This window comes from Paenibacillus sp. FSL L8-0436 (genome assembly GCF_038593025.1).
Taxonomy (GTDB): Bacteria; Bacillota; Bacilli; order Paenibacillales; family Paenibacillaceae; genus Paenibacillus_AQ.
On record NZ_CP151955.1, the window covers coordinates 5,031,883 to 5,051,187 of the forward strand.

The window sequence follows — 19,305 nt, forward strand, 5'->3', positions numbered from 1 at the left end:
GGTAATGGCCTCCCTATAGCTCCCATGAATTTGTGAAAAAAGAGGGACCGCAGCCTCATGGCCCGTCCGCTCTTTGTAAGTCGAATTTTATTCCTGCACCGACAATGGATAGAATCGGATGACCTCATCCGGGTAGAACGCATAGCCGCTGATCTTGTTGCTCATGCCGACGATGCGGTTGTATTCGTAGAGGTACGCCCATGGTGCTTCTGTTGTGATAATTTCCTGTGCCTGCTGGTACAGCTCACTGCGTTTGGCTTGATCGGTCTCCGTATTGGCTTGTTCCCACAGCTTGTCTACTTCGGCATTCTGATAGTTGTTGTAGTTGGAGGAACCTTTGCCATACATCAGGAAACCAAGATGATAACCGGGATCATTGACAAAAGAAGTCCATTTGGATATATAAGCGGTCAGGTTCTTTGTTTTCTGCTGTTCCAGGAACTGGGCGCGTGCCAGCTTGTTGATGTTCATAGTGACGCCGATTTTGGCAAGCTCAGCCTGAATCAGTACGGCATCATCTTCCCAGTCATCAAAGCCGGAGCCCAGGGTGAAGTCAAATTTAAACCCGTTCTCATAACCGGCTTCCTTCAGCAATTCCTTGGCTTTGTCCAGGTTATGCTCGTAGACGTAACCTGCATCGGTGAAGCCCGGAGTATTGCTGGCCACGGCGCTCTTCATCTGATTCGCCTGGCCGTACATGACACCGCTCAGCAGTTCATCATAAGGGATGGCATAATTGATCGCCTGGCGGACCTTCTCGTTGTCAAAAGGCTTCACTTTACTGTTCATCGCAAAGTAGAGAATCCGGTTGCTCGCGTTGGAGGCTACGGTCAGGTCGGTGTTGCTCTTCAGGGAGGATACATCCTTAGGCGGAATCTCAATCGCCATGTCTACATCACCTTTATCCAGCAGCAGCACCCGGTTGGAGGCTTCCTTGGTGAACTTCAGGGTCACCTTGCCAAGTTTCGCAGCACCCTGCCAGTAGTCCTCGTTAGGTGTGAACACTGCTTCCGTCGCAGGATCCCATTTCTCCAGCTTGAACGGGCCGGAGCCGGCGGCATGGGTCTTGAGGTAATCGGCACCTTGCGCTTCCACCGTCTTCTGATCGACGACGGAGAAGGTGTACATGGCCAGTATTTGCAGGAAATTATGATTGGCATTAGTCAGGGTAATTTCAACTGTAGAATCATCTACGGCGGTTACGGTTTTGATCGCAGCCATCCCATAGAGAAAGCTGCCGGAACTGGACTTGGCAACACGGTCAAAAGAATACACAACCGATGCTGCATCCACAGGATTGCCGCTCTGGAATTTCACTCCGGGCGTCAGTTTGAAGGTATAGACGGTATTATCGCTCGAAGCTTCCCAGCTTTCGGCAAGCATAGGCTGAATATCTTCGGTGTTGGCGATATTTGCGCCATTTTCGGTCTTAATTCCGTAGGTAACCAGCTGATCGTACGCGGCAAGTACCAGTGTATCGGAGGTCAGGTCATTCGCTTCTGCCGGGTCCAGTGTTGTGCCGCCCTCGGAATAAGCTACGGTCAGGAATGGTTTGGCAGCCGCCGTCTCTCCTGTAGTTCCCGGTGTCGCTGGTGAGGCAGCCGGTGTTTGCGGATTGGCGCTGGTTGCGCAACCAGCCAGCATGATTGAAAAAGCGATGAATGTGGACAGCAACTTAACTCTTTTCATCAGTAATTCCTCCCTTTTCTATATCCTGCCTGCTAAAAAAACATATTGCTGCTTGTGATCATGCTCCGTGAAGGGCTGGATCTGCTTCCGAGGGTCTCGCCTGTCTGCAGCAGCCCTTCCGGCAGACTCTAATCTATATTTATCGGGCAATCTGCGGATATGCAGCGGGACTTCCCTGCCTGCGCTCCGCTCTATTTGCCCGACCGCAACCGTGGATCAAGAACATCTCGTAAACCGTCGCCGAGCAGATTAAAGCCCAGAATCGAAGTGGCGATGGACAATCCAGGAAAAGTGACCAACCACCATTGACCGGAAATGATGTATTCCCTGCCCTCTGAGATCATCGCCCCCCACTCGGCAATCGGGGGTTTGACTCCAAGGCCGAGAAAGCTGAGACTGGATGCCGTCAGGATGGCGAAGCCCATTCCGAGGGTAGCCTGTACCATCAGCGGGGCCAGTGCATTGGGCAGAATGTGACGGTATAGGATCACCGAATTTTTTACACCGATTGCCCGGCTGGCTTCAACATACTCCTTCTCGCGGAGGGAGACGGTCTGGCCGAACATCAGCCGCGCGAACTCCGGAATACCGACGATTCCTACAGCGATCATTGCACTGGTTAAGCCTGCCCCGATGGAAGCGGCAATCGCCATGGATAACACCAGTGAAGGGAAGGATAACAGGACATCCATCAAGCGCATAATGACCGTTCCGGTCTTTCCGCCGTAGTAGGCAGCAATTCCGCCCAGCGGTACGCCGATAAGAAAAGAAATCGCCACGGCGATCAGACCGGTCCAGATACTGATCCTTGCTCCGTACAGCACCCGGCTGAGAATATCCCGGCCGAAGTTGTCCGTTCCGAACCAATGGCTTCCTGAAGGGGCCTGCAGTTTATTCGCCATATCTGTAATGTAAGGATCATGCGGAGCAATCCAGGGTGCAATGATGGCAATCACCGTCCAGATCAGAATAAAGATGAGGCCGATGGCAGCCAGACGGTTATGCAGAAGCAGCGTCAGTAATGTTTTGGGTTTCGGTGCAGCGGCGGGTTTGGCAGGGTTGCCCTGTGCTGAATGTGCTGCAGTGCTCAACAGAAATCTCCTCCTCTCCAAAAAGCTGTTTATTCATAGCGGATACGCGGATCAATCAGACCGTATATCAGATCTACTGCCAGATTAATGCCGCAATAGAGAATCGCACTTACTAGGGTAAACGCCTGAATCGGCGCATAATCCGCGGCCAGAATGGAATCTGTGACATACCCGCCGATGCCCGGCCAGGAGAAGATCGTCTCGGTGATGACCGCACCGCCCATCAGATAGCCAAACTGCAGGCCGAGCACGGTAAGTGTAGGAATGAGGGCATTCACAAGTGCATGCTTATAAATTACGGCGGACTCCCGCAGCCCTTTGGCCCTGGCAGTGCGCACGAAGTCCTGATCGACTACCTCCAGCATGCTCGAACGGGTCATGCGGGCCACAATAGCCATGGTGCCTGTGCTCAGGCAGATTGCCGGAAGCAGCAGGTGGGCCAGGCTGCTTTTCAAAGCGGCGGTATCACCCGACAGAAGACTGTCCAGCACGTACAAGCCCGTAATGTGGACCGGCGGATTCAGATCACCGCTGATTCGCCCCATCGGTGCCGGAGCCCAGCCAAGGATCGAATAAAAAATATAAATGAACATCAGACCAAGCCAGAAGATCGGCACGCAGGCACCTATCAGCGAGAATACACGTGAAATATGGTCGAGGATGGATTCCTTGCGGGTCGCAGCAACAATTCCGACGGGAATCGCCACCAGAATCGCAATCAGTATGCTGGTCAAGGTCAGCTCAAGGGTGGCCGGAAACCGTGAGGACAAATCACTGGCTACCGAATGCCCCGTATGATAGGCATAGCCGATGTTTCCTTGAAACAGCTGCCCGAAATAGCTGAAGAACTGAACGTAAAGCGGCTTGTCCAGCCCCATGTCCTGGCGGATCTTGTTCACGATTTCCTCCGGGGCCTGTTCACCTGCCAGCATAATTGCGGGATCACCCGGCAGTACCCTGGATAGAATGAATGTGATGACGATGATACCAAGCAAGGCCGGAATCATCTGCGTAAGTCTTTTTAATGTGTAAGCAAACAATGAATCAACCCCCTTACGGCTTCTGTTGCAATCCAGTCTGTGAGCCCTTCTTTGGCGGAACCTGCGGTTCCATGTCAGGTACTGTGCTGTTTCTTTATTCTCTTTAGTAGTTGAGCTAATTCTACATACAATTTCATGTCCACTCTACGTCCCGTTTAGCTAAAAAAAAGCACAACCGTTTGTCGGTTGTGCACTATTGCCGCCTCTAAATGTCATGTTATCTAACATTAACTTCCGTAAAAATTCCAGCGTGCCCTATTTTTCCTGCAGGTAATAGTAAATCAGGCACAAATGGCAGACAAATTGCTCACGCGGATCATTGAGATCGAACCCTGTAATATCACGGATCCGCTCGAGCCGGTACTTCACTGAGTTGCGGTGTATGTAAAGACTGCTGGCCGTGTCAATCAGACTCCCCCGGTGCTCCAGATAATGATAAAACGTCAACAGCATGTTGCTGTCATGCTCCTGGTCATATCGCAGCAGCTTGCCCAGCTTGCGCTCGAACAGCACCTCGAAGCCCTGCCCGCTTAACCCCTCCAGCAGATGGTAGACCTCCATCTCCTCGTATTGGGTAACTGCACCAGCCCCCTGGCCCAGACGTTTGGAGACCGACAGCGCTTTGCGCGCTTCATTATAGCTGGTGTGGATATTCCACAAGTCCTCCGGGGTACCGATACCGGTCCGGTAGGCGCTAAGACCTTCGCTTTTGTCATGCAGCCAGCTTTCCAGCGTTGCCGCCCATGGTTCCTCCCCGCCTGCAGCTCCCGTAAATTTACGGCCTTCCGGTGTCGGCAAGAACAACACGGCTCGGCTTGAGCGGTATTCCACATGGGGAGCCACTCCGCGCTTGCGCGCTTCCCGGTCCAGCAGCCGGTTCACGGTCTCCTCACTAGGAGCGGTATCACCTTCAATGACGGCGACCTCCCATTTATGTTCAGGATTCATACCAAGCTGACGTGCTCGCCGCTCCACTTCATGCCGTGAAGGCAGCGGAGGCGTCAGCAGCTCGTCGATGAAATTTCCGCGCAGACGAAACTCAGTATCCTCGGCTACCTTTTTCCGCATCAGCTCAAGGGCAAACACCAGCCTGGCCTGCTCGATCCCCACTTCCTCCATATCATCCAGCTTCTCCTTGTCTACCAGAAGCCTGGCCACCGTCCGCTTGTCCACATTAATGTTCCAGTTCAGCGGTGAAGTCTTCTGTGACCAGTCAAAATTGGGGGGTGAGGAAACGATAATACTGCGCTGCGTATCCACCAGTGCGACAGGCGCTTTTAGAAAGTCTGCCACATTATCGCTCACCGCCTGAATTCCGCTGTTCTCCAGCACCATCGTTGTGAGTGTGCGGTAGACCTCTTCTGCCCGGCGCAGCAGCATAGCCTGACGGCCCAGCAGCAGCTCCATCACCGGCTGGGTAATGTTCGTATAAGGGATTTCAGGCGGAATCTCGACGATCGGCAGCCCGCAGGCATTGCTCGCTTCGATCGCCGCTTGAGGAATTTCCTTCAGGAAACGGGCTGGTTTTATCGCCAGCGCAGCTGCCCCCAGCTTGTCCAGTGTGTATACCAGCTCAGTCAGCAGTGAAGGGTCATGACGGATCGAATAGGCTGTAGTGAGCAGCATGACGCCTTCACTGATCCAACCCTTCAGGTCGGGAACCTCCATAATATCTACAAAGCGGACAATCCGGTCCAGTCCCTGTTCACCGCTGACTACAGTGGCTGTGCCAAGAATCGGCAGCTGCAGCAGCTCTCTCAACGTAATTCCTCGTGTGTTCAATAATCCTTCCTCCCTCCGCTGTCTACAGTATTTCAAGTTTTCTCCTGAGATATGCCATAGTCTGGCGTTCCCGATAGTTTATCAGAATTCGCCTGTGAACCACAGGGAAAATATTTCAAATTGCAGATAACAACTGCATCCTACAGTAAAACCTTCTGGAGAAAATCGCTGAAATGGAGACATCACGCAAACTACATTGTAGAGGTGACTTATCCGGACACCAGAGCTGTTAGTTCGTTGAAATCCACAATTTCGGCAATCCGCGGACATCACAGCGGCTATTGTAATTTGTGTGAAATTGCCGGCACTTTGCCGTTTTCCCAAGGAATAACGCGACTGCGGTCGCATGTAGTGTGGAAACCAGATGCACTTTTGCTTCTCATTTCGCCATGCAGCGCGTTTGCGGCGAAATCAGATGTACTTTTACCTCTCATACTGCCATGCAGCGCGTTTGCGGCAATATCAGATGCACTTTTACCTCTCATACTGCCATATAGCGCCTTTGCGGCAATATCAGATGCACTTTTGCTTCTCATTTCGCCATGCAGCGCGTTTGCGGCGAAATCAAATGCACCTTTACCTCTCATACTGCCATATAGCGCCTTTGCGGCAATATCAGATGCACTTTTACCTCTCATACCACTATCTGTTCCACCACTTTACGCGATCAAGACTCCGTTCCTGCGGTTCATCAAGCTTTCAAGTGATCCACAAAAAAACGTCCTCGCCGGACCGGGGTCCGGGAGAACGTTTCACTTAAGTGTGGATAGCTGTCTGCCCAGCAAATCAGCCGTTGACAAAGGTTTAGCGGCGGACAAGCCCGGGCAGAGAGGCAGCAGAAGCCGCTGCGGCACCCAGTGAGAGAATCGGGTCGAGCGCACGGATTCCTAGCTTCTCTTCCAGTTCAGCAGCCAAACCGATCGTTGCAAAGCCGGTACAGGCCAACACAATGGCCTCTGCTCCGCGCTCGACGAGCCTTTCCGCTCCGGCCAGAGCTCCGGCACGTCCCGCAGGCGTGTTCAGATCAAGCGTCGTTGTCACACCGTCGGGGCGATCCATCCCAAGATAGGCGTCTCCGAGGATGCTTCGAATGAAGGGAGGCACCTCGTTCAGGATCGTCAGAACACCGACTCGGCTGCTGAAGGCCAGCGCCATATGGGCTGCACAGGACCCGGCACCGAGTACAGGAATCCGTACCGCAGCCCTCGCTTCAAGCAGCGCCGGATCCGCCGCGCAGCTGATGCCGATCGCCGTACATCCGCTTGCTTCAAGCGCCCGTGCGAGTTCAATGATTTTCGGTACGGATTCCGCTTCCGTCAGGGCATCGTAGACGCCTTGAGGCTGATCCTGAATGCAGCGGCTCGTGACCGGCAGACCATAGCGGCGCTCTATCAGCTCGCCGTGCAGATGGATGGAGCTCTCTTCTTGAAGTGTTATTACACGTATGATTCCCAGCATCCGTATCCCCCCCCTTTCAGGTTGCTTGTAACGACCGCTTAGGTACTTGGCAAGACTAGAGCAATTCCCCGGCGCGCATAATGATTTTGTTATCAATATACACATCCGGCTTCATCACTACGGCATCTATATGTACACCTGCCGCTACAACGCCGCCAAAGGTGTTATTGCTGCCAAAGGCTACATGAATGGTCCCGTAGACCTTCTCATCCTCAAGCACCACCCCGGTAATTCTCGCCTTGTTGTTCGTGCCAATGCCGAATTCACCCAGGAGCCGGCCATCGCCTGCCCCCAGCATCCCCAGCAGATTGTCTCCACCTTCACCTTCAGCTGCTGTAAGCCGGCCCTGCTCCACCGTCAGCACCATTGGACTGGCCAAGGCGCCAATACCGGCTATGGACCCGTCTACTTTAATCCGTCCTGCGGCAGTGCCTTCAAGCGGTGCTATATACGCTTCGCCCGAAGGCAAATTCCCGGATTCCCCAGGATTCAGGTATAGCCCGGTACTCAGCACTCCGTCCCGCCCTTCTATGGAAAAGGAGAGGCTTAGCCCGTCCTTCTCCACACGTACCTCACGGCCTGCGGACAGAAGCAGGGCAACTTGTTCCGTCAACGACTTCACTTGCCCATAGTCTGCCGTAATGGCTCCATGGCTGAACATGTCATCCGTCATACCCGGCATGGTCGCTACCCGGGTTCCCGCTGCAGCAGCCTGCTTGCGGGCCGCTGTATGTGTCATGGAGTGTTTCGTAATACACACCGCCACATCCGCCTTGGCCATCGCCTCCGCAATCGGAGCAGGCGGTTCTTCACCGGACTTGCTCCGTTCCTGCATGATCAGCAGTACCGACTCGGCTCCGAGTCTTTTGCCGGCCTCGTAGACGGATTCGGCAAGCTCCCGCTTGTCATCATCCGCCACTACGGCCAGCAGTTCACCGCTGCTGAGTCCCAGGCAGTCCTTCAGGACATTCATACTGATTATTATCCGGTCTTCACTCATATTCGTTCCTCCTGATTATACCATTTCCGCCATCAGCTTCCCTATGAGGGCATTTGACAGTACGGCTGGCACTCCTGCTGAGGCCGCCCATATTCTATGCTGCTCCACATAACCCATGCAGTCAAGCACAATCACATCCGCCTGGTCTTTCAGCCGGCTCGCTGCGGCGCGGAATTCCGCTTCAGTGCCGGTATATGGAGAGACAGCGGCAAAAGGAAGCGAGGTCCCCGGCCCAGCAAATTTCTTGACCATATTCTCTTCCTGCTCAGGCAACGGGCCAATCAGCCCCAACCGGCGCTTGCCAATCATGGCCTGCACTACCGGTGGTATAATCCGGTCCGGCTCAAGCAAATGGGCACGGTTCGTGTACAGCTCAGGAAACACACCGGTGCAGAGCAGCAGAATCAGTCGGATTCCAGCAGCCTCCATGGCATCAATTTTTCCCTGCAGCACCGTCTTTATCCTTTCGCGGGAGATAATCGCCGCAGTACCATCCGCCATCCGGGTCGTCAGAACGTATTCTCCTTCTTGCGGACTGTAGTATTCGCGGACCTGTGCCGGAGTGAATCCATCCAGTACCCCCGACTGCAGCAATTCCGCACGGCCCTCCAAATATTTCTCTATAATCGGCGCCACATCGGATCTGGGGGACTGTCCAATCGTGATCAATCCAATTTTTTTCAATTTGCTTCCTCCTAGATGTTCATGGAGTTACCCTTCACAGTACAATCGCTATAAACCCGGATTTAGCGGGAGGTTACCGCCGGTTTGCCCAGTGTCTGTAATACACTCATCGTGCCGTACAATTCTGTAATGCGGTCAAATTCCGCTTTGTTATAGAATGAGCATGATCCCCCGGTCACTTCTTTGGCGGTTTCAATTGCAAAACGTACTGCGGAAGCAATATCAACCTCGTGGCTTGCCCCGGTACCGCAGCCGGGCACCATGGACTGTGCAGTTATCGCCAGGCCTACAACCGGAGCATTCGTTGCAACGGCAGGCTGAAGAATCGAGTTAATATGATAGAGGCCGTTCCCGTAAGGTGTAATATCCTGGGTCGTCACCGGAAAAGTAACCGGAAACTGGCCTGTCGTCATTTCCAGAATGCGCAGCAGGTCCTCACTCACCCGCAGGATATAGCCTTCCTTGACCGTTGGCGAAATTGCAATGCCTTTGTGGTTGACCACCCGGTTCCCTTTAGTGGTATCAATGGACAGAACCGCTTCCATTTCCGGCAGCACCTCATGTTCATTCATCTGCAGAATATCGACCGGGGAATCCATGAAATCCACCGGTTCATGCGGCAGCGTTGGAGCATCCGGGCAAATATGGGTCGTTACCAGCACATCCCCTTTGAGCACATCGCCTTGGGTCTGCATATGGGCCAATTTCAGCGCTGAAGCAATAGCAGCGACTGCGCCGTCCGCATCAGAGACAATCCCGATCCGGCTGGGACGGGCGCCGATTCCGCCTAGTCTGCCCACAATTCCAAAGGTCGGCGCCGTGCCGCCCGCCAGCTTTCCGTTGCTGCCCGGGATTGAGATTTTGACGAATTCCGTGCTGCCCTTTTCACCCTCAACCTTATGGACGTCTACCTTAACTGCCGGATAAGCTGCAAACAGCTGCCTGACCTGTTCACCGTTAACATAAGCGCTGTCCAGTGTGTTCAATACCATTATCGTTTGATGAAGTGCCATTATAATTCCTCCTCGGATGTGCTGACTCGCGGATTTGTTAATCTGTAGAAACGCTAACGACATTTCATGAAAAAGCAGCCAACCGCCGCCAGTCTGTACAAAACTATTATTATAAGGTTAGAGTTTATAGTATCTTAAATTCCAAAACGTCCACAATGTGCCGCCCTGCCAAAACTGATGTGCTTTTCTTGTCCTTTGCAGATAAACCTTACGCAGCACGTACAGTCTTCAGTCGTTATTCCAATTCCCGCCTCATAAATAAGGATCAAATGAAGGAAACTTGTATCTTTCAGGCGAATTTCTTAGCTAAGCTACTATAATGAACTGAATCGGAGGAGCCACCATGAAGCTTGAATATTTGCAGCATAAGCTCAGCGAGGAAGCTGAGACCGAAAGATTCTCTGGAGCAGTTTTGGTCAAAAAACAGTGCGAGACCCTGGCCGCTTCTTACGGCAGTGCCAACATTTCAGAGGAGCGGCTAAATCATCCGGACACACGCTTTGGCATCGCCTCCGGCTGCAAGCTGTTTACGGCGATTGCTGTCTGCCAGTTGGTGGAACAGGGTAAGCTTGCTTTCAGCAGCAAGGTGCTGGATGTGTTGAATGGAAAAGAGTTTGCCCGATTCAGCCATGACATGACCGTTCATCACCTGCTGACGCATAACTCGGGTATTGCGGATTACTTTGATGAAGAAATCATGGATGATTACGCGGCGTTGTGGCTGAACCAGCCCATGTACCTGCTGCGCAAGCTCCAGGATTTCGTACCGATGTTCTCGCAGCATCCGATGAAATTCTCACCGGGAGAAAGATTTCACTACAACAATGCCGGATACATCATGCTTGGCCTGCTGGTTGAGAAGATTAGCGGGATGCCCTTTACGGATTACGTGGAGCAGCATATTTTTGCGCCTTGCGGAATGAAGCATTCCGGGTATTTTGCACTGGATGCGCTTCCAGCCAATACCGCTATGGGATATATCGAAGAAGCGGATGGAAACTGGGTCACCAACATCTATTCCATTCCCGTAAAAGGAGGCGCTGACGGCGGCGCTTTCGTCACCGCGCCGGATATGCAGCGGCTATGGCAGGGACTGCTGGATCATACGCTGCTAAATCCGGAGCTGACGGCCCTGCTGCTCACTCCGCATATTCATGATGACAATGAGGAGTACTACGGTTACGGAGTATGGATCACGAAGCGAAACGGCGAGGCACTGAAATACCATCTGATGGGGTACGATCCCGGGGTGTCCTTCCACTCCGCCTTCTATCCTGCAAGCGGAGCAACCGTTGTTGTCCTGTGTAACAAAAGCCGGGGAGCCTACCCTATCCTGAAGGTGGTAGAGGAATGGCTGCTGAAGTAATTCTTCATGGTAAGGTGCAAGTTCGATGATATTTAAAGTCAAACTCCTGGAGGGTTAGATTACTTCAAATTGCAAAAAGCCGTACAGAACATTTGACTGTTCTGTACGGCTTTTCGTTTTCATGATGCTGATCTATCACAGAAATACAAGAACCTTTACATTCCTGCGCTGAATCCTAGTACCGGGTTACGCCATCTTTGGTCACAAGCGCAAACACCAGCGGCTGAGGCGGAACGGGCTGAGGGGAAATGCGGTAAGCTTCCAGCACTTTGGCTTCCGCTTCCTGCACTTTGTTCTCGCTGGCATCGTTCACATGCAATACAGCAAGCGTATCGCCTGCGGCTACGGCATCGCCGACTTTCAGCGACAGCTGGATGCCGACGGCGAGATCAATGACCGATTCCTTGGTCTCGCGGCCTGCGCCAAGCAGCATGGCAGCTACACCAATCTCTTCGGCTTGGATGCTCTCCACATAACCACCGGTTGCTGCTTTCACTTCGATAAATCTCCGTGCTGCCGGCAATGTGTCCGGCGCTTCGACCTGCGACACCTTTCCGCCCTGCGCAGATACGATTTGCTTGAACTTGTCCAGAGCACTGCCATCCTCAATATGAGACATCAGGATGGAGCGGGCTTCAGCTTCGTCCTTCGCCTTGCCGCCAAGCACCAGCATTTGGCTGCCCAGAATAAGGCAGACCTCCTGCAGATCCTTCGGCCCGTGGCCCTTCAAGGTTTCGATGCCTTCCTTGATTTCCAGGGCATTGCCGATGCCGTAGCCAAGCGGCTGGTCCATGTCGCTGATGACCGCAACCGTATTGCGGCCCAGATGGGTCCCGATATCCACCATGGCTTGCGCCAAGGCAATAGAATCGTCAAGTGTCTTCATGAACGCGCCGCTGCCGGTCTTCACATCAAGCACTATGGCATCGGCACCTGCGGCGATTTTTTTGCTCATGACGGAGCTGGCGATCAGCGGAATGGATTCCACTGTCGCTGTCACATCACGTAGTGCGTAGAGCTTCTTGTCTGCAGGTGTAATGTTGCCCGACTGGCCGATTACAGCAGCGCCGATCTCCCCTACCTGGGCGAAAAATTGTTCCCGGCCCATCTCGATAGAGAAGCCGCTGATCGACTCCAGCTTGTCGAGGGTGCCTCCGGTATGTCCCAGCCCGCGGCCGGACATTTTGGCCACCGGAACTCCGGCTGAGGCAACGAGCGGTGCCAGTACCACAGTCGTTTTATCGCCCACGCCGCCGGTGGAATGTTTGTCCACCTTGATGCCGGCAATCGGACTAAGATCAACCTGATCACCGGACATGGCCATTTCCAGCGTCAGATCGCCGGTTTCCCGTGCATTCATCCCGCGGAAATACACCGCCATTGCCCAAGCCGAGATTTGGTAGTCGGGAATTTCACCCTTGCTGTAGCCTTGGATCAGAAAAGCTATTTCTTCACGGCTAAGCTCCCCGCCGTCTCTTTTTTTCTGAATAAGATCAACCGCTCGCATTACACCTGTACCTCACGCACAAAGGCGCGCACAAGGCCGATAAACTTCGGTTTAGTCAGATTGGCAACTTTCACCACCTGCTCATGGGTCAACGGCTCCAGCTCATCCCCGATCGCCATATCGGTGATACAGGTTATGCCAAGCACACGCAGCCTGCTGTGGCTGGCCACGATCACTTCAGGTACAGTAGACATCCCGACAGCATCACCGCCGAGATATGCCAGCATTTTCAGCTCCGCTGGTGTCTCATAAGTTGGACCGCTGATGCCGGCATATACACCTTCCTGTAGCACAAGCGATTCACCGTCTACACCTTTAACATCAGCCGCAAGCTTTTTGGCCAAAGCCATGTACTCAGGGTCATAAGCACGGGACATATCCGGGAAACGCACACCCAGCTCCGGATCATTAGGTCCGATCAGCGGGTTGTCACCAGTCATATTGAGGTGGTCGGTAATCAGCATCAGGTCACCTGCTTTGAATGCCCGGTTCATTCCGCCGCCCGCGTTAGTGATCACCAGCGTACCCACGCCAAGCTTTGCCATCACATAGACCGGAAGCACAACTTTGCGCATTTCGTAGCCTTCATAGAAGTGGAAGCGGCCCTGCATGATAATAACATCTTTGCCTTCCAGCTTCCCGATGACGAACCGGCCAGCATGGCCTTCTACCGTAGAACGCGGAAAATGAGGAATTTCTTCATAAGGCAGATACACTGCATCTTCGATTTGGTCGCCCAAATCGCCAAGCCCTGAGCCCAGAATCAGCCCGATGGATGGTGAATACGCTCCGAATTTGGATTTTACGTATTCCGCTGCTTCTTTCACCTGATTGCCGTAAGAAATATTGGTTTGTGTCATGAATTGAACCTCCCGGGTATGAATTGTTGTGGATGAATAGTATTGGCATAATTCCGATGCCATTGAATTTGTTCTATAAAGCCTACATCTTCGGAATAAAGGCCAGTACCAGCTTCAAAAAGCGCTCACGCACACGTTCAGCCGTCTCCATAACCTCCGCATGGTTCAGCGGCTGGTCAAGAATGCCGGCAGCCATATTGGTGATGCAGGAAATGCCAAGCACCTCGATACCGGCATGGCGGGCCACAATCGTCTCCGAGACGGTGGACATGCCTACCGCATCCGCACCTTGACGGCGCAGCATGACAATTTCAGCCGGAGTTTCATAGCAAGGGCCGAGCAATCCGGCATAAACGCCTTCCTTGAATTCAAAATCCTGCTCTGCCGCAGCTTCCTTCGCCGCTGCAATCAGGCGGGGGCTGTAGGCGGTCGACATATCCGGGAACCGCACGCCCAGAGCATTGTCATTCGGGCCGGTCAGCGGATTGCGCCCGGTCAGGTTCAGATGATCGGTAATCAGCATCAGATCGCCGGGTGTAAAGTCCGTGTTCACGCCACCTGCGGCATTGGTAACGAGCAGGCTGGTTACGCCAAGCTCTTTCATGACACGCACCGGAAAAGCCGTCGTCTCCGGGCCGTAGCCTTCATACATGTGGAACCGGCCCTTCATCATTACAACTCGTCGTCCTTCGATCATCCCGATCAGCAGTTCGCCTTCATGTCCTTCTACTGTAGATACAGGAAAATGGGGGATCTCATTGTAGGGAATTACAACCTCATCCGTAATGAGGTCTGCCAAAACGCCCAGACCTGAACCGAGAATCAGCCCGATTTCCGGGGCGACTGTACATTTATCCTTGATATAAACCGCTGCTTCCTGAATGTGCTTTTGGCTAACTGCTTCCATAGTTTATTGCCTCCTTGAGGGTTGTCCGTAGTATTGATGCTTCATAGAAATTCGTATTACTTGAGTTCCGCCAAAAAGCTTGTCCCATATTGCGGCGCTTTGGCCCCGAAGTTGTCAGCAATTGTCGCTGCCACATCCGAGAACGTCTGGCGGATGCCCAGGTTGCCCGGAGTCTTGAATCTTGGACTATAAATCAAGAGTGGCACATATTCGCGTGTATGATCAGTTCCGCTATGGATCGGATCGTTGCCGTGGTCTGCCGAGATAATGAGCAGATCATCTTCACTGAGTGTAGAGAGCAGTTCCGGAAGCGCCTGATCGAATACCTCAAGAGCATGTCCGTAACCTTCCGGATCACGGCGGTGGCCATACAGGGAATCGAAATCTACCAGATTCGTGAACAGGAAGCCGTCAAACGGCTTGCGCAGCTCTCGGATCGTAATCTCGATGCCATGCTCATTGCTTTTTGTCGGATAAGTGGCTGTTACGCCTTCACCTGTGAAAATATCGTTGATCTTGCCCACAGCGATAACGTCTTTACCGATATCCTCCAGCGCGTTCATTACCGTCGGCTCCGGCGGTTTGACCGCATAGTCATGGCGGTTAGGAGTACGCACAAAGTTCCCCGGTTCACCGACATAGGGGCGGGCGATTACGCGGCCTACCGAGAATTCGGGAGCCATCGTCAGCTCGCGGGCGATTTTGCAGGCGCTGTACAGCTCTTCCAGCGGAATAATATCTTCATGAGCAGCAAGCTGGAATACGCTGTCGGCGGAAGTGTACACAATCCAGGCCCCGGTCTTCATTTGCTCTTCGCCATATTCGACCAGAATCTCCGTACCGGAAGCCGGTTTATTGCCGATCACCTTGCGTCCGGTTGCCGCTTCGAACTTCTCAATCAGCTCTGCCGGGAATCCGTCAAAATAGGTGTTGAACGGAACTTCAATCTTCAGTCCCATCAGCTCCCAATGCCCGGTCATTGTGTCCTTGCCTACCGATACCTCCTGCATTTTGCCGTAATATCCGGCGGGTGCCGCTACAGGCTCCAGCGGCGGCAGCGGTGCAATATTGGCGAGACCAAGCTTTTGCAGATTAGGCAGCTTAAGACCCGGCACCCGCTCCAAAATATGTCCCAGCGTATGGGACCCTTTATCACCGAAACTTTCCGCATCCGGCGCTTCGCCGATACCAACACTATCAAGAACGATAAATCCAATTCGTTTAAATGAGGACATGTCCGTCTTCACTCCTTCGTAGTATGCATATTCTTTAGGTTTCATCAAAACAAGAAGAAACGGCTCTACCTTCTTCCGAAGGGACAGCCCTTCCGAAGCCAGCGGCCCATTGCCCCGCTTTTTAGGTACCCGTTTCTGCCGAAAGTAACTCCCGGGATTCACACGCTCCGGTCTATCCCTTCAGTATATTTCCATCATAACGATCTTACTCACAAAAAGCATCTTTTTACCCTTTCCTCGGGGATTACCCGCGATTCAGGTCTTATACCCATTCCGCAGCAGCAGTTACCTCGCCCGGGGATGGTGGTTTTCGTAGACTTCCTTCATATTTTTGCGGGCAATCCCGCTGTAAATCTGCGTTGTGGAAATATCCGCATGACCAAGCATCTGCTGCACGGAACGCAGATCCGCACCGCCTTCCAGCAAATGAGCAGCGAACGAATGTCTAAGGGTATGCGGAGTGATATCCTGCTCAATCTGAGCTTCACGCGCATGCTTTTTAATGATTTTCCAGAAGCCCTGACGGGTCAGCCGTCCGCCCAGACTGTTCAGAAACAAGGCAGGCTCCTCCTGATTTCCCCGCAGCAGCTTGTCCCGCATACCGGATGTATATACCGCCACGCACTCCGCTGCAATAGCGCCGATTGGCACTACCCGCTCCTTCCCGGAAGCCCCGCTGCAGCGGGCAAACTTCAGGTCCGTATGCACATCCTCGACATTCAGGGTAATCAGCTCTGTAACCCGGATGCCGGTGGCGTACAGCAGCTCTATCATCGCCTTGTCGCGCATCCCCTGGGGGGTAGCATCATCAGGAGCCGCCAGCAGCCGTTCGATTTCTTCAATACTTAAGATCATCGGCGGTTTTTTGCTCGGTTTGACCATTTCCATATCCAGCGTTGGGTCCTGCACGATCAGCCGTTCTTTCAGCAGATAGTGAAAAAACGCACGCAGCGACACCGTATTCCGGTTCACTGTTGCGGTTGCCCGCCCTGCGGTGCGGAGCTCAGCGAGATACTGCATAATATGCGATCTTCTAATCTCCTCCGGTGTAACGGCACCACGGCCTTCGGCAAACTCCAGAAACTGCGACACATCGCGTCCATAGGACTCGAGCGTGCTGGAAGATAAACCTTTCTCTACGGTTAAATATTGCATAAAAGGCTGCAAGTGTGACTTCATTTCATTCACGCTCCTGTCTGCTCAGGCTGCTCTTCGCTCCTATGCAGCATTTAGGCATGGAGTTCAGCATCTGGCTGCACAGCGGCAAGCCAGATGCATGAACTCACCTAAGGTTCATTCGACAGTGTTCCGGCTTCTTCCTGCTTCGGGCCGGGCAATCACTCGCCATACCAGTAATATAGCCGCAGACGTTCCCCTGCATTCAGACTGTCCACACTGACAGGGGCATCCTTAAAGGCCCGGACTGCCGTGCCTTCCGGGATTTCATAATGATCTATCGGACTGACCCATCCGCTTAGCCAGCTCAGGGCGTAATACAAGAAACAGCTCAATGCAACAAGCAGGGTCAAAAAATACAGCCGGCGCACCGTTCCAGGCACAGAAATAATCATTAGGATTCCTCCTAAAAGTTTTGTGAGCTTATACTTCCCAGGGTTGCAGCGTACAAAACTCACTTCGGAAGCATAAACTTATGTTTTGTGAGCTTATACTTCCGGGAATTGATTCGTACAGAACTCGCATCGGAAGCATAACTCGTCCTTCACTTTATGCGCCGGCGGACGGTGATATGTATGTAGGCCTGATGAAATCATTTAAAAAGCCCCCTCCGGCAGTACACCGGGGAGAGCTTGTGCGGTAATTTATCATCTATAAGCCTATTCGGGCGTATTGCCATCCGTTGTATTCTTGTCCTTGCAGCGGTGGCAAATCCCGTGAAAATCAAGTCTATGATCGAGCACCGTGAAATTATAATCGTTCTCCAGCCGCTCTTCCAGCGGTCCGAGCCAATCCTCACGGATTTCATCCATTGTGCCGCATTGCACACAGATTAAATGATGATGATGGTGTTTCGCCGTATCTGTCCGCAGGTCATAACGGGCAACTCCGTCTCCGAAATTAATCTTCTCCACGACATGAAGCTCGCTGAGCAGTTCCAGGGTCCGGTATACAGTGGCGAGACCGATCTCGGGAGCCTTTTCTTTCACAAGCATAAACACATCTTCTGCACTTAAATGATCGTCTTCGTTCTCCAGCAGCACTCTTAAGGTTGCTTCCCGTTGGGGTGTAAGCTTATATCCTTGGGATTGTAGCTGTTGCTTTATCTTGTCTATCCGGGCTTCCATAGTATCCCTCCCCCTTGGAAAATTACCGCACCGGGCATAAAACCACTTCTTCCATTATAGGGGGAGTCGCTTTGAGAAGTCAAACGCTTTTAGAGTGTGTTCAATAGTGGTATTCCGTGATGGCAATACAGCTCCGACAACGGTTCTATGGACTATATATATGTTGAACTTTAGATTTAGCGAGCCGGCATAGAACGCAGCTACAGTGAATGTTTGGACTTCCGGCCGCTGTTGTCTACTGATTTCTTGATTTATATGCTCATAGCGGTAGAAATCCGTAGACAAAGGCGGTCGCTATCGCTCCTACAGTTCCAAAATTCCCCTCCGTTGCTTTTGCCTCTAGGTAGTTCATTAATTCAACTTATATCGTTAACAGCAGTGGTGTGGATCACTTGAATTGTTGCTCCGGTTTCTTCCCGGATAAGTAAAGAAAGCTCACCCTTGGAATAATCCAGCACGCGGAAGCTATTGGGAAGAGTAATCGAAGCCTCCGACACCTTCCGGCCGGAGAGATTATATATATCAATTCGTCCTTTCTCCGGGAGATAGATTAGAATATGATTGCCTATACGTTCAGAGTTCCATCCCATTTCCCGATCCGTAAACGTTTCAGAGATGCCTGCTGTCTTTTTTCCTGTCGATAGATTATACATGCCGGATAGTGAATAAGGCTGTCCAACATTCACGCCCAGCGGATTGCCCACGTTGAAGGAACTGTTAATAACAAGCTCATTGCCGGCAAATGAAGAATCGCTGCGTGTGTTCCAATCAGAAGCTATAGTGTATATTTTCTTACTGGAGATATTAATCACACGAAAAAAATCCTGACTTTGCATTAGACTGGATCCTGTAAATTTGACCACCGCATAAGGCCCGTTCAATTTAATATCCTTAAGCGTGATATCTTCGTACCTGCTGCTTGACATTGCGCCTAAATTCATTTTAAAAACAGGATTGTTCCAAGGGGCTTGATACACAGCGAGAACGTTGTTACTGTACACAGAAAGTCTTTCTTTATTGCTGCCTTCTGGTGCGTACCAGTGGATCAGCTCCCCATTGCTTGTTATTGATTTAGTGATTGGAGCGCTGTTAAAGGCCGTAGTGGAGAGTGTCGTTCCGGCCTTACTCAGGACGATCTTTTGCAGCTTGTTGTCTTTGTCTTTGGCGATCACAATGATTTTCTCAGGAGAGCTGAGTACATCAACATCATAGAGCTTGGAATAACTTTTCGTCCAAGCTTCTTCGCCTGAAGCCAAGTTAAAGACAGATATCGAGTTATCCATCCTGTTAAAAATAACTTTCTCTTGGGCTGAAAGTGTAAACAATTGCAAATCATTATTAAGAAAGCCTTCTAAAGTCCTCTGTTGGAC

At 52.2% G+C, this 19,305-nt stretch carries 18 protein-coding genes; 1 reads left to right on the top strand and 17 read right to left on the bottom strand.

Features of this window, described 5'->3' with window-relative positions; genetic code table 11:
• Positions 1–87: 87 nt before the first annotated feature.
• From NSS79_RS23130 to NSS79_RS23170, 9 genes are all read right to left on the bottom strand, one after another.
• The gene (locus NSS79_RS23130; RefSeq protein ID WP_342436304.1) at positions 88–1,689 is read right to left on the bottom strand and encodes an ABC transporter substrate-binding protein; all 1,602 of its coding nucleotides are present in this window, start codon (positions 1,687–1,689) and stop codon (positions 88–90) included.
• A gap of 191 nt (positions 1,690–1,880) precedes the next feature.
• Positions 1,881–2,780, bottom strand: a complete 900-nt coding sequence (locus NSS79_RS23135; protein ID WP_076108936.1) for an ABC transporter permease — start codon at positions 2,778–2,780, stop codon at positions 1,881–1,883.
• Between the two features lie 29 nt (positions 2,781–2,809).
• On the bottom strand, positions 2,810–3,820 hold the full coding sequence (locus NSS79_RS23140; RefSeq protein WP_340897335.1) for an ABC transporter permease: 1,011 nt from the start codon (positions 3,818–3,820) through the stop codon (positions 2,810–2,812).
• Positions 3,821–4,075: 255 nt separating this feature from the next.
• A complete protein-coding gene (locus NSS79_RS23145) occupies positions 4,076–5,602 on the bottom strand; it encodes a PucR family transcriptional regulator ligand-binding domain-containing protein (protein ID WP_342436305.1) in 1,527 nt (508 codons plus the stop codon).
• Positions 5,603–5,880: 278 nt separating this feature from the next.
• On the bottom strand, positions 5,881–6,240 hold the full coding sequence (locus tag NSS79_RS23150; RefSeq protein ID WP_342436306.1) for a hypothetical protein: 360 nt from the start codon (positions 6,238–6,240) through the stop codon (positions 5,881–5,883).
• A 166-nt stretch (positions 6,241–6,406) separates the two neighbouring features.
• The gene (locus tag NSS79_RS23155; RefSeq protein ID WP_342436307.1) at positions 6,407–7,060 is read right to left on the bottom strand and encodes an aspartate/glutamate racemase family protein; all 654 of its coding nucleotides are present in this window, start codon (positions 7,058–7,060) and stop codon (positions 6,407–6,409) included.
• Between the two features lie 55 nt (positions 7,061–7,115).
• Positions 7,116–8,060, bottom strand: coding sequence for an aminopeptidase (locus NSS79_RS23160; protein ID WP_342436308.1), 945 nt, complete (start codon positions 8,058–8,060; stop codon positions 7,116–7,118).
• A gap of 15 nt (positions 8,061–8,075) precedes the next feature.
• Positions 8,076–8,744 (bottom strand): AroM family protein, encoded by a 669-nt coding sequence (locus NSS79_RS23165; RefSeq protein ID WP_342436309.1) that lies wholly within the window; start codon positions 8,742–8,744, stop codon positions 8,076–8,078.
• A gap of 62 nt (positions 8,745–8,806) precedes the next feature.
• Positions 8,807–9,757 (bottom strand): DUF1177 domain-containing protein, encoded by a 951-nt coding sequence (locus NSS79_RS23170; protein WP_342436310.1) that lies wholly within the window; start codon positions 9,755–9,757, stop codon positions 8,807–8,809.
• 343 nt (positions 9,758–10,100) lie between these two features.
• Here NSS79_RS23170 and NSS79_RS23175 point away from each other — a divergent pair, with 343 nt between their 5' ends.
• Entirely contained in the window at positions 10,101–11,123 is a 1,023-nt protein-coding gene (locus NSS79_RS23175; RefSeq protein WP_342436311.1) for a serine hydrolase, read from the top strand.
• A 175-nt stretch (positions 11,124–11,298) separates the two neighbouring features.
• On the opposite strand, the gene NSS79_RS23180 is transcribed toward NSS79_RS23175, so the two are convergent.
• From NSS79_RS23180 to NSS79_RS23215, 8 genes are all read right to left on the bottom strand, one after another.
• Entirely contained in the window at positions 11,299–12,630 is a 1,332-nt protein-coding gene (locus NSS79_RS23180) for a pyrimidine-nucleoside phosphorylase (protein ID WP_342436312.1), read from the bottom strand.
• Entirely contained in the window at positions 12,630–13,490 is an 861-nt protein-coding gene (locus NSS79_RS23185; protein WP_342436313.1) for a purine-nucleoside phosphorylase, read from the bottom strand. Before NSS79_RS23185 ends, NSS79_RS23180 begins: the two co-directional genes overlap by 1 nt.
• 82 nt (positions 13,491–13,572) lie before the next feature.
• Positions 13,573–14,397 (bottom strand): purine-nucleoside phosphorylase, encoded by an 825-nt coding sequence (locus NSS79_RS23190; RefSeq protein ID WP_076108927.1) that lies wholly within the window; start codon positions 14,395–14,397, stop codon positions 13,573–13,575.
• A 56-nt stretch (positions 14,398–14,453) separates the two neighbouring features.
• The gene (deoB, locus tag NSS79_RS23195) at positions 14,454–15,632 is read right to left on the bottom strand and encodes a phosphopentomutase (RefSeq protein WP_342436314.1); all 1,179 of its coding nucleotides are present in this window, start codon (positions 15,630–15,632) and stop codon (positions 14,454–14,456) included.
• A 285-nt stretch (positions 15,633–15,917) separates the two neighbouring features.
• The gene (xerD, locus tag NSS79_RS23200) at positions 15,918–16,811 is read right to left on the bottom strand and encodes a site-specific tyrosine recombinase XerD (protein WP_342436315.1); all 894 of its coding nucleotides are present in this window, start codon (positions 16,809–16,811) and stop codon (positions 15,918–15,920) included.
• 158 nt (positions 16,812–16,969) lie between these two features.
• Positions 16,970–17,203 (bottom strand): DUF4227 family protein, encoded by a 234-nt coding sequence (locus NSS79_RS23205; RefSeq protein WP_342436316.1) that lies wholly within the window; start codon positions 17,201–17,203, stop codon positions 16,970–16,972.
• 264 nt (positions 17,204–17,467) lie between these two features.
• Positions 17,468–17,935, bottom strand: a complete 468-nt coding sequence (locus tag NSS79_RS23210) for a Fur family transcriptional regulator (RefSeq protein ID WP_038594739.1) — start codon at positions 17,933–17,935, stop codon at positions 17,468–17,470.
• A gap of 356 nt (positions 17,936–18,291) precedes the next feature.
• Entirely contained in the window at positions 18,292–19,218 is a 927-nt protein-coding gene (locus tag NSS79_RS23215; protein ID WP_342436317.1) for a hypothetical protein, read from the bottom strand.
• Between the last annotated feature and the right edge of the window lie 87 nt (positions 19,219–19,305).

Excerpts from the sequence above, each read along its gene's own strand:
- NSS79_RS23130 (WP_342436304.1), bottom strand. The coding sequence starts at position 1,689 with ATGAAAAGAGTTAAGTTGCTGTCCACATTCATCGCTTTTTCAATCATG.
- NSS79_RS23150 (WP_342436306.1), bottom strand. The coding sequence starts at position 6,240 with ATGAGAGGTAAAAGTGCATCTGATATTGCCGCAAAGGCGCTATATGGC.
- NSS79_RS23155 (WP_342436307.1), bottom strand. The coding sequence starts at position 7,060 with ATGCTGGGAATCATACGTGTAATAACACTTCAAGAAGAGAGCTCCATC.
- NSS79_RS23160 (WP_342436308.1), bottom strand. The coding sequence starts at position 8,060 with ATGAGTGAAGACCGGATAATAATCAGTATGAATGTCCTGAAGGACTGC.
- NSS79_RS23170 (WP_342436310.1), bottom strand. The coding sequence starts at position 9,757 with ATGGCACTTCATCAAACGATAATGGTATTGAACACACTGGACAGCGCT.
- NSS79_RS23175 (WP_342436311.1), top strand. The coding sequence starts at position 10,101 with ATGAAGCTTGAATATTTGCAGCATAAGCTCAGCGAGGAAGCTGAGACC.
- NSS79_RS23180 (WP_342436312.1), bottom strand. The coding sequence starts at position 12,630 with ATGCGAGCGGTTGATCTTATTCAGAAAAAAAGAGACGGCGGGGAGCTT.
- NSS79_RS23185 (WP_342436313.1), bottom strand. The coding sequence starts at position 13,490 with ATGACACAAACCAATATTTCTTACGGCAATCAGGTGAAAGAAGCAGCG.
- NSS79_RS23190 (WP_076108927.1), bottom strand. The coding sequence starts at position 14,397 with ATGGAAGCAGTTAGCCAAAAGCACATTCAGGAAGCAGCGGTTTATATC.
- deoB (WP_342436314.1), bottom strand. The coding sequence starts at position 15,632 with ATGTCCTCATTTAAACGAATTGGATTTATCGTTCTTGATAGTGTTGGT.
- xerD (WP_342436315.1), bottom strand. The coding sequence starts at position 16,811 with ATGAAGTCACACTTGCAGCCTTTTATGCAATATTTAACCGTAGAGAAA.
- NSS79_RS23205 (WP_342436316.1), bottom strand. The coding sequence starts at position 17,203 with ATGATTATTTCTGTGCCTGGAACGGTGCGCCGGCTGTATTTTTTGACC.
- NSS79_RS23210 (WP_038594739.1), bottom strand. The coding sequence starts at position 17,935 with ATGGAAGCCCGGATAGACAAGATAAAGCAACAGCTACAATCCCAAGGA.
- NSS79_RS23215 (WP_342436317.1), bottom strand. The coding sequence starts at position 19,218 with ATGGATAACTCGATATCTGTCTTTAACTTGGCTTCAGGCGAAGAAGCT.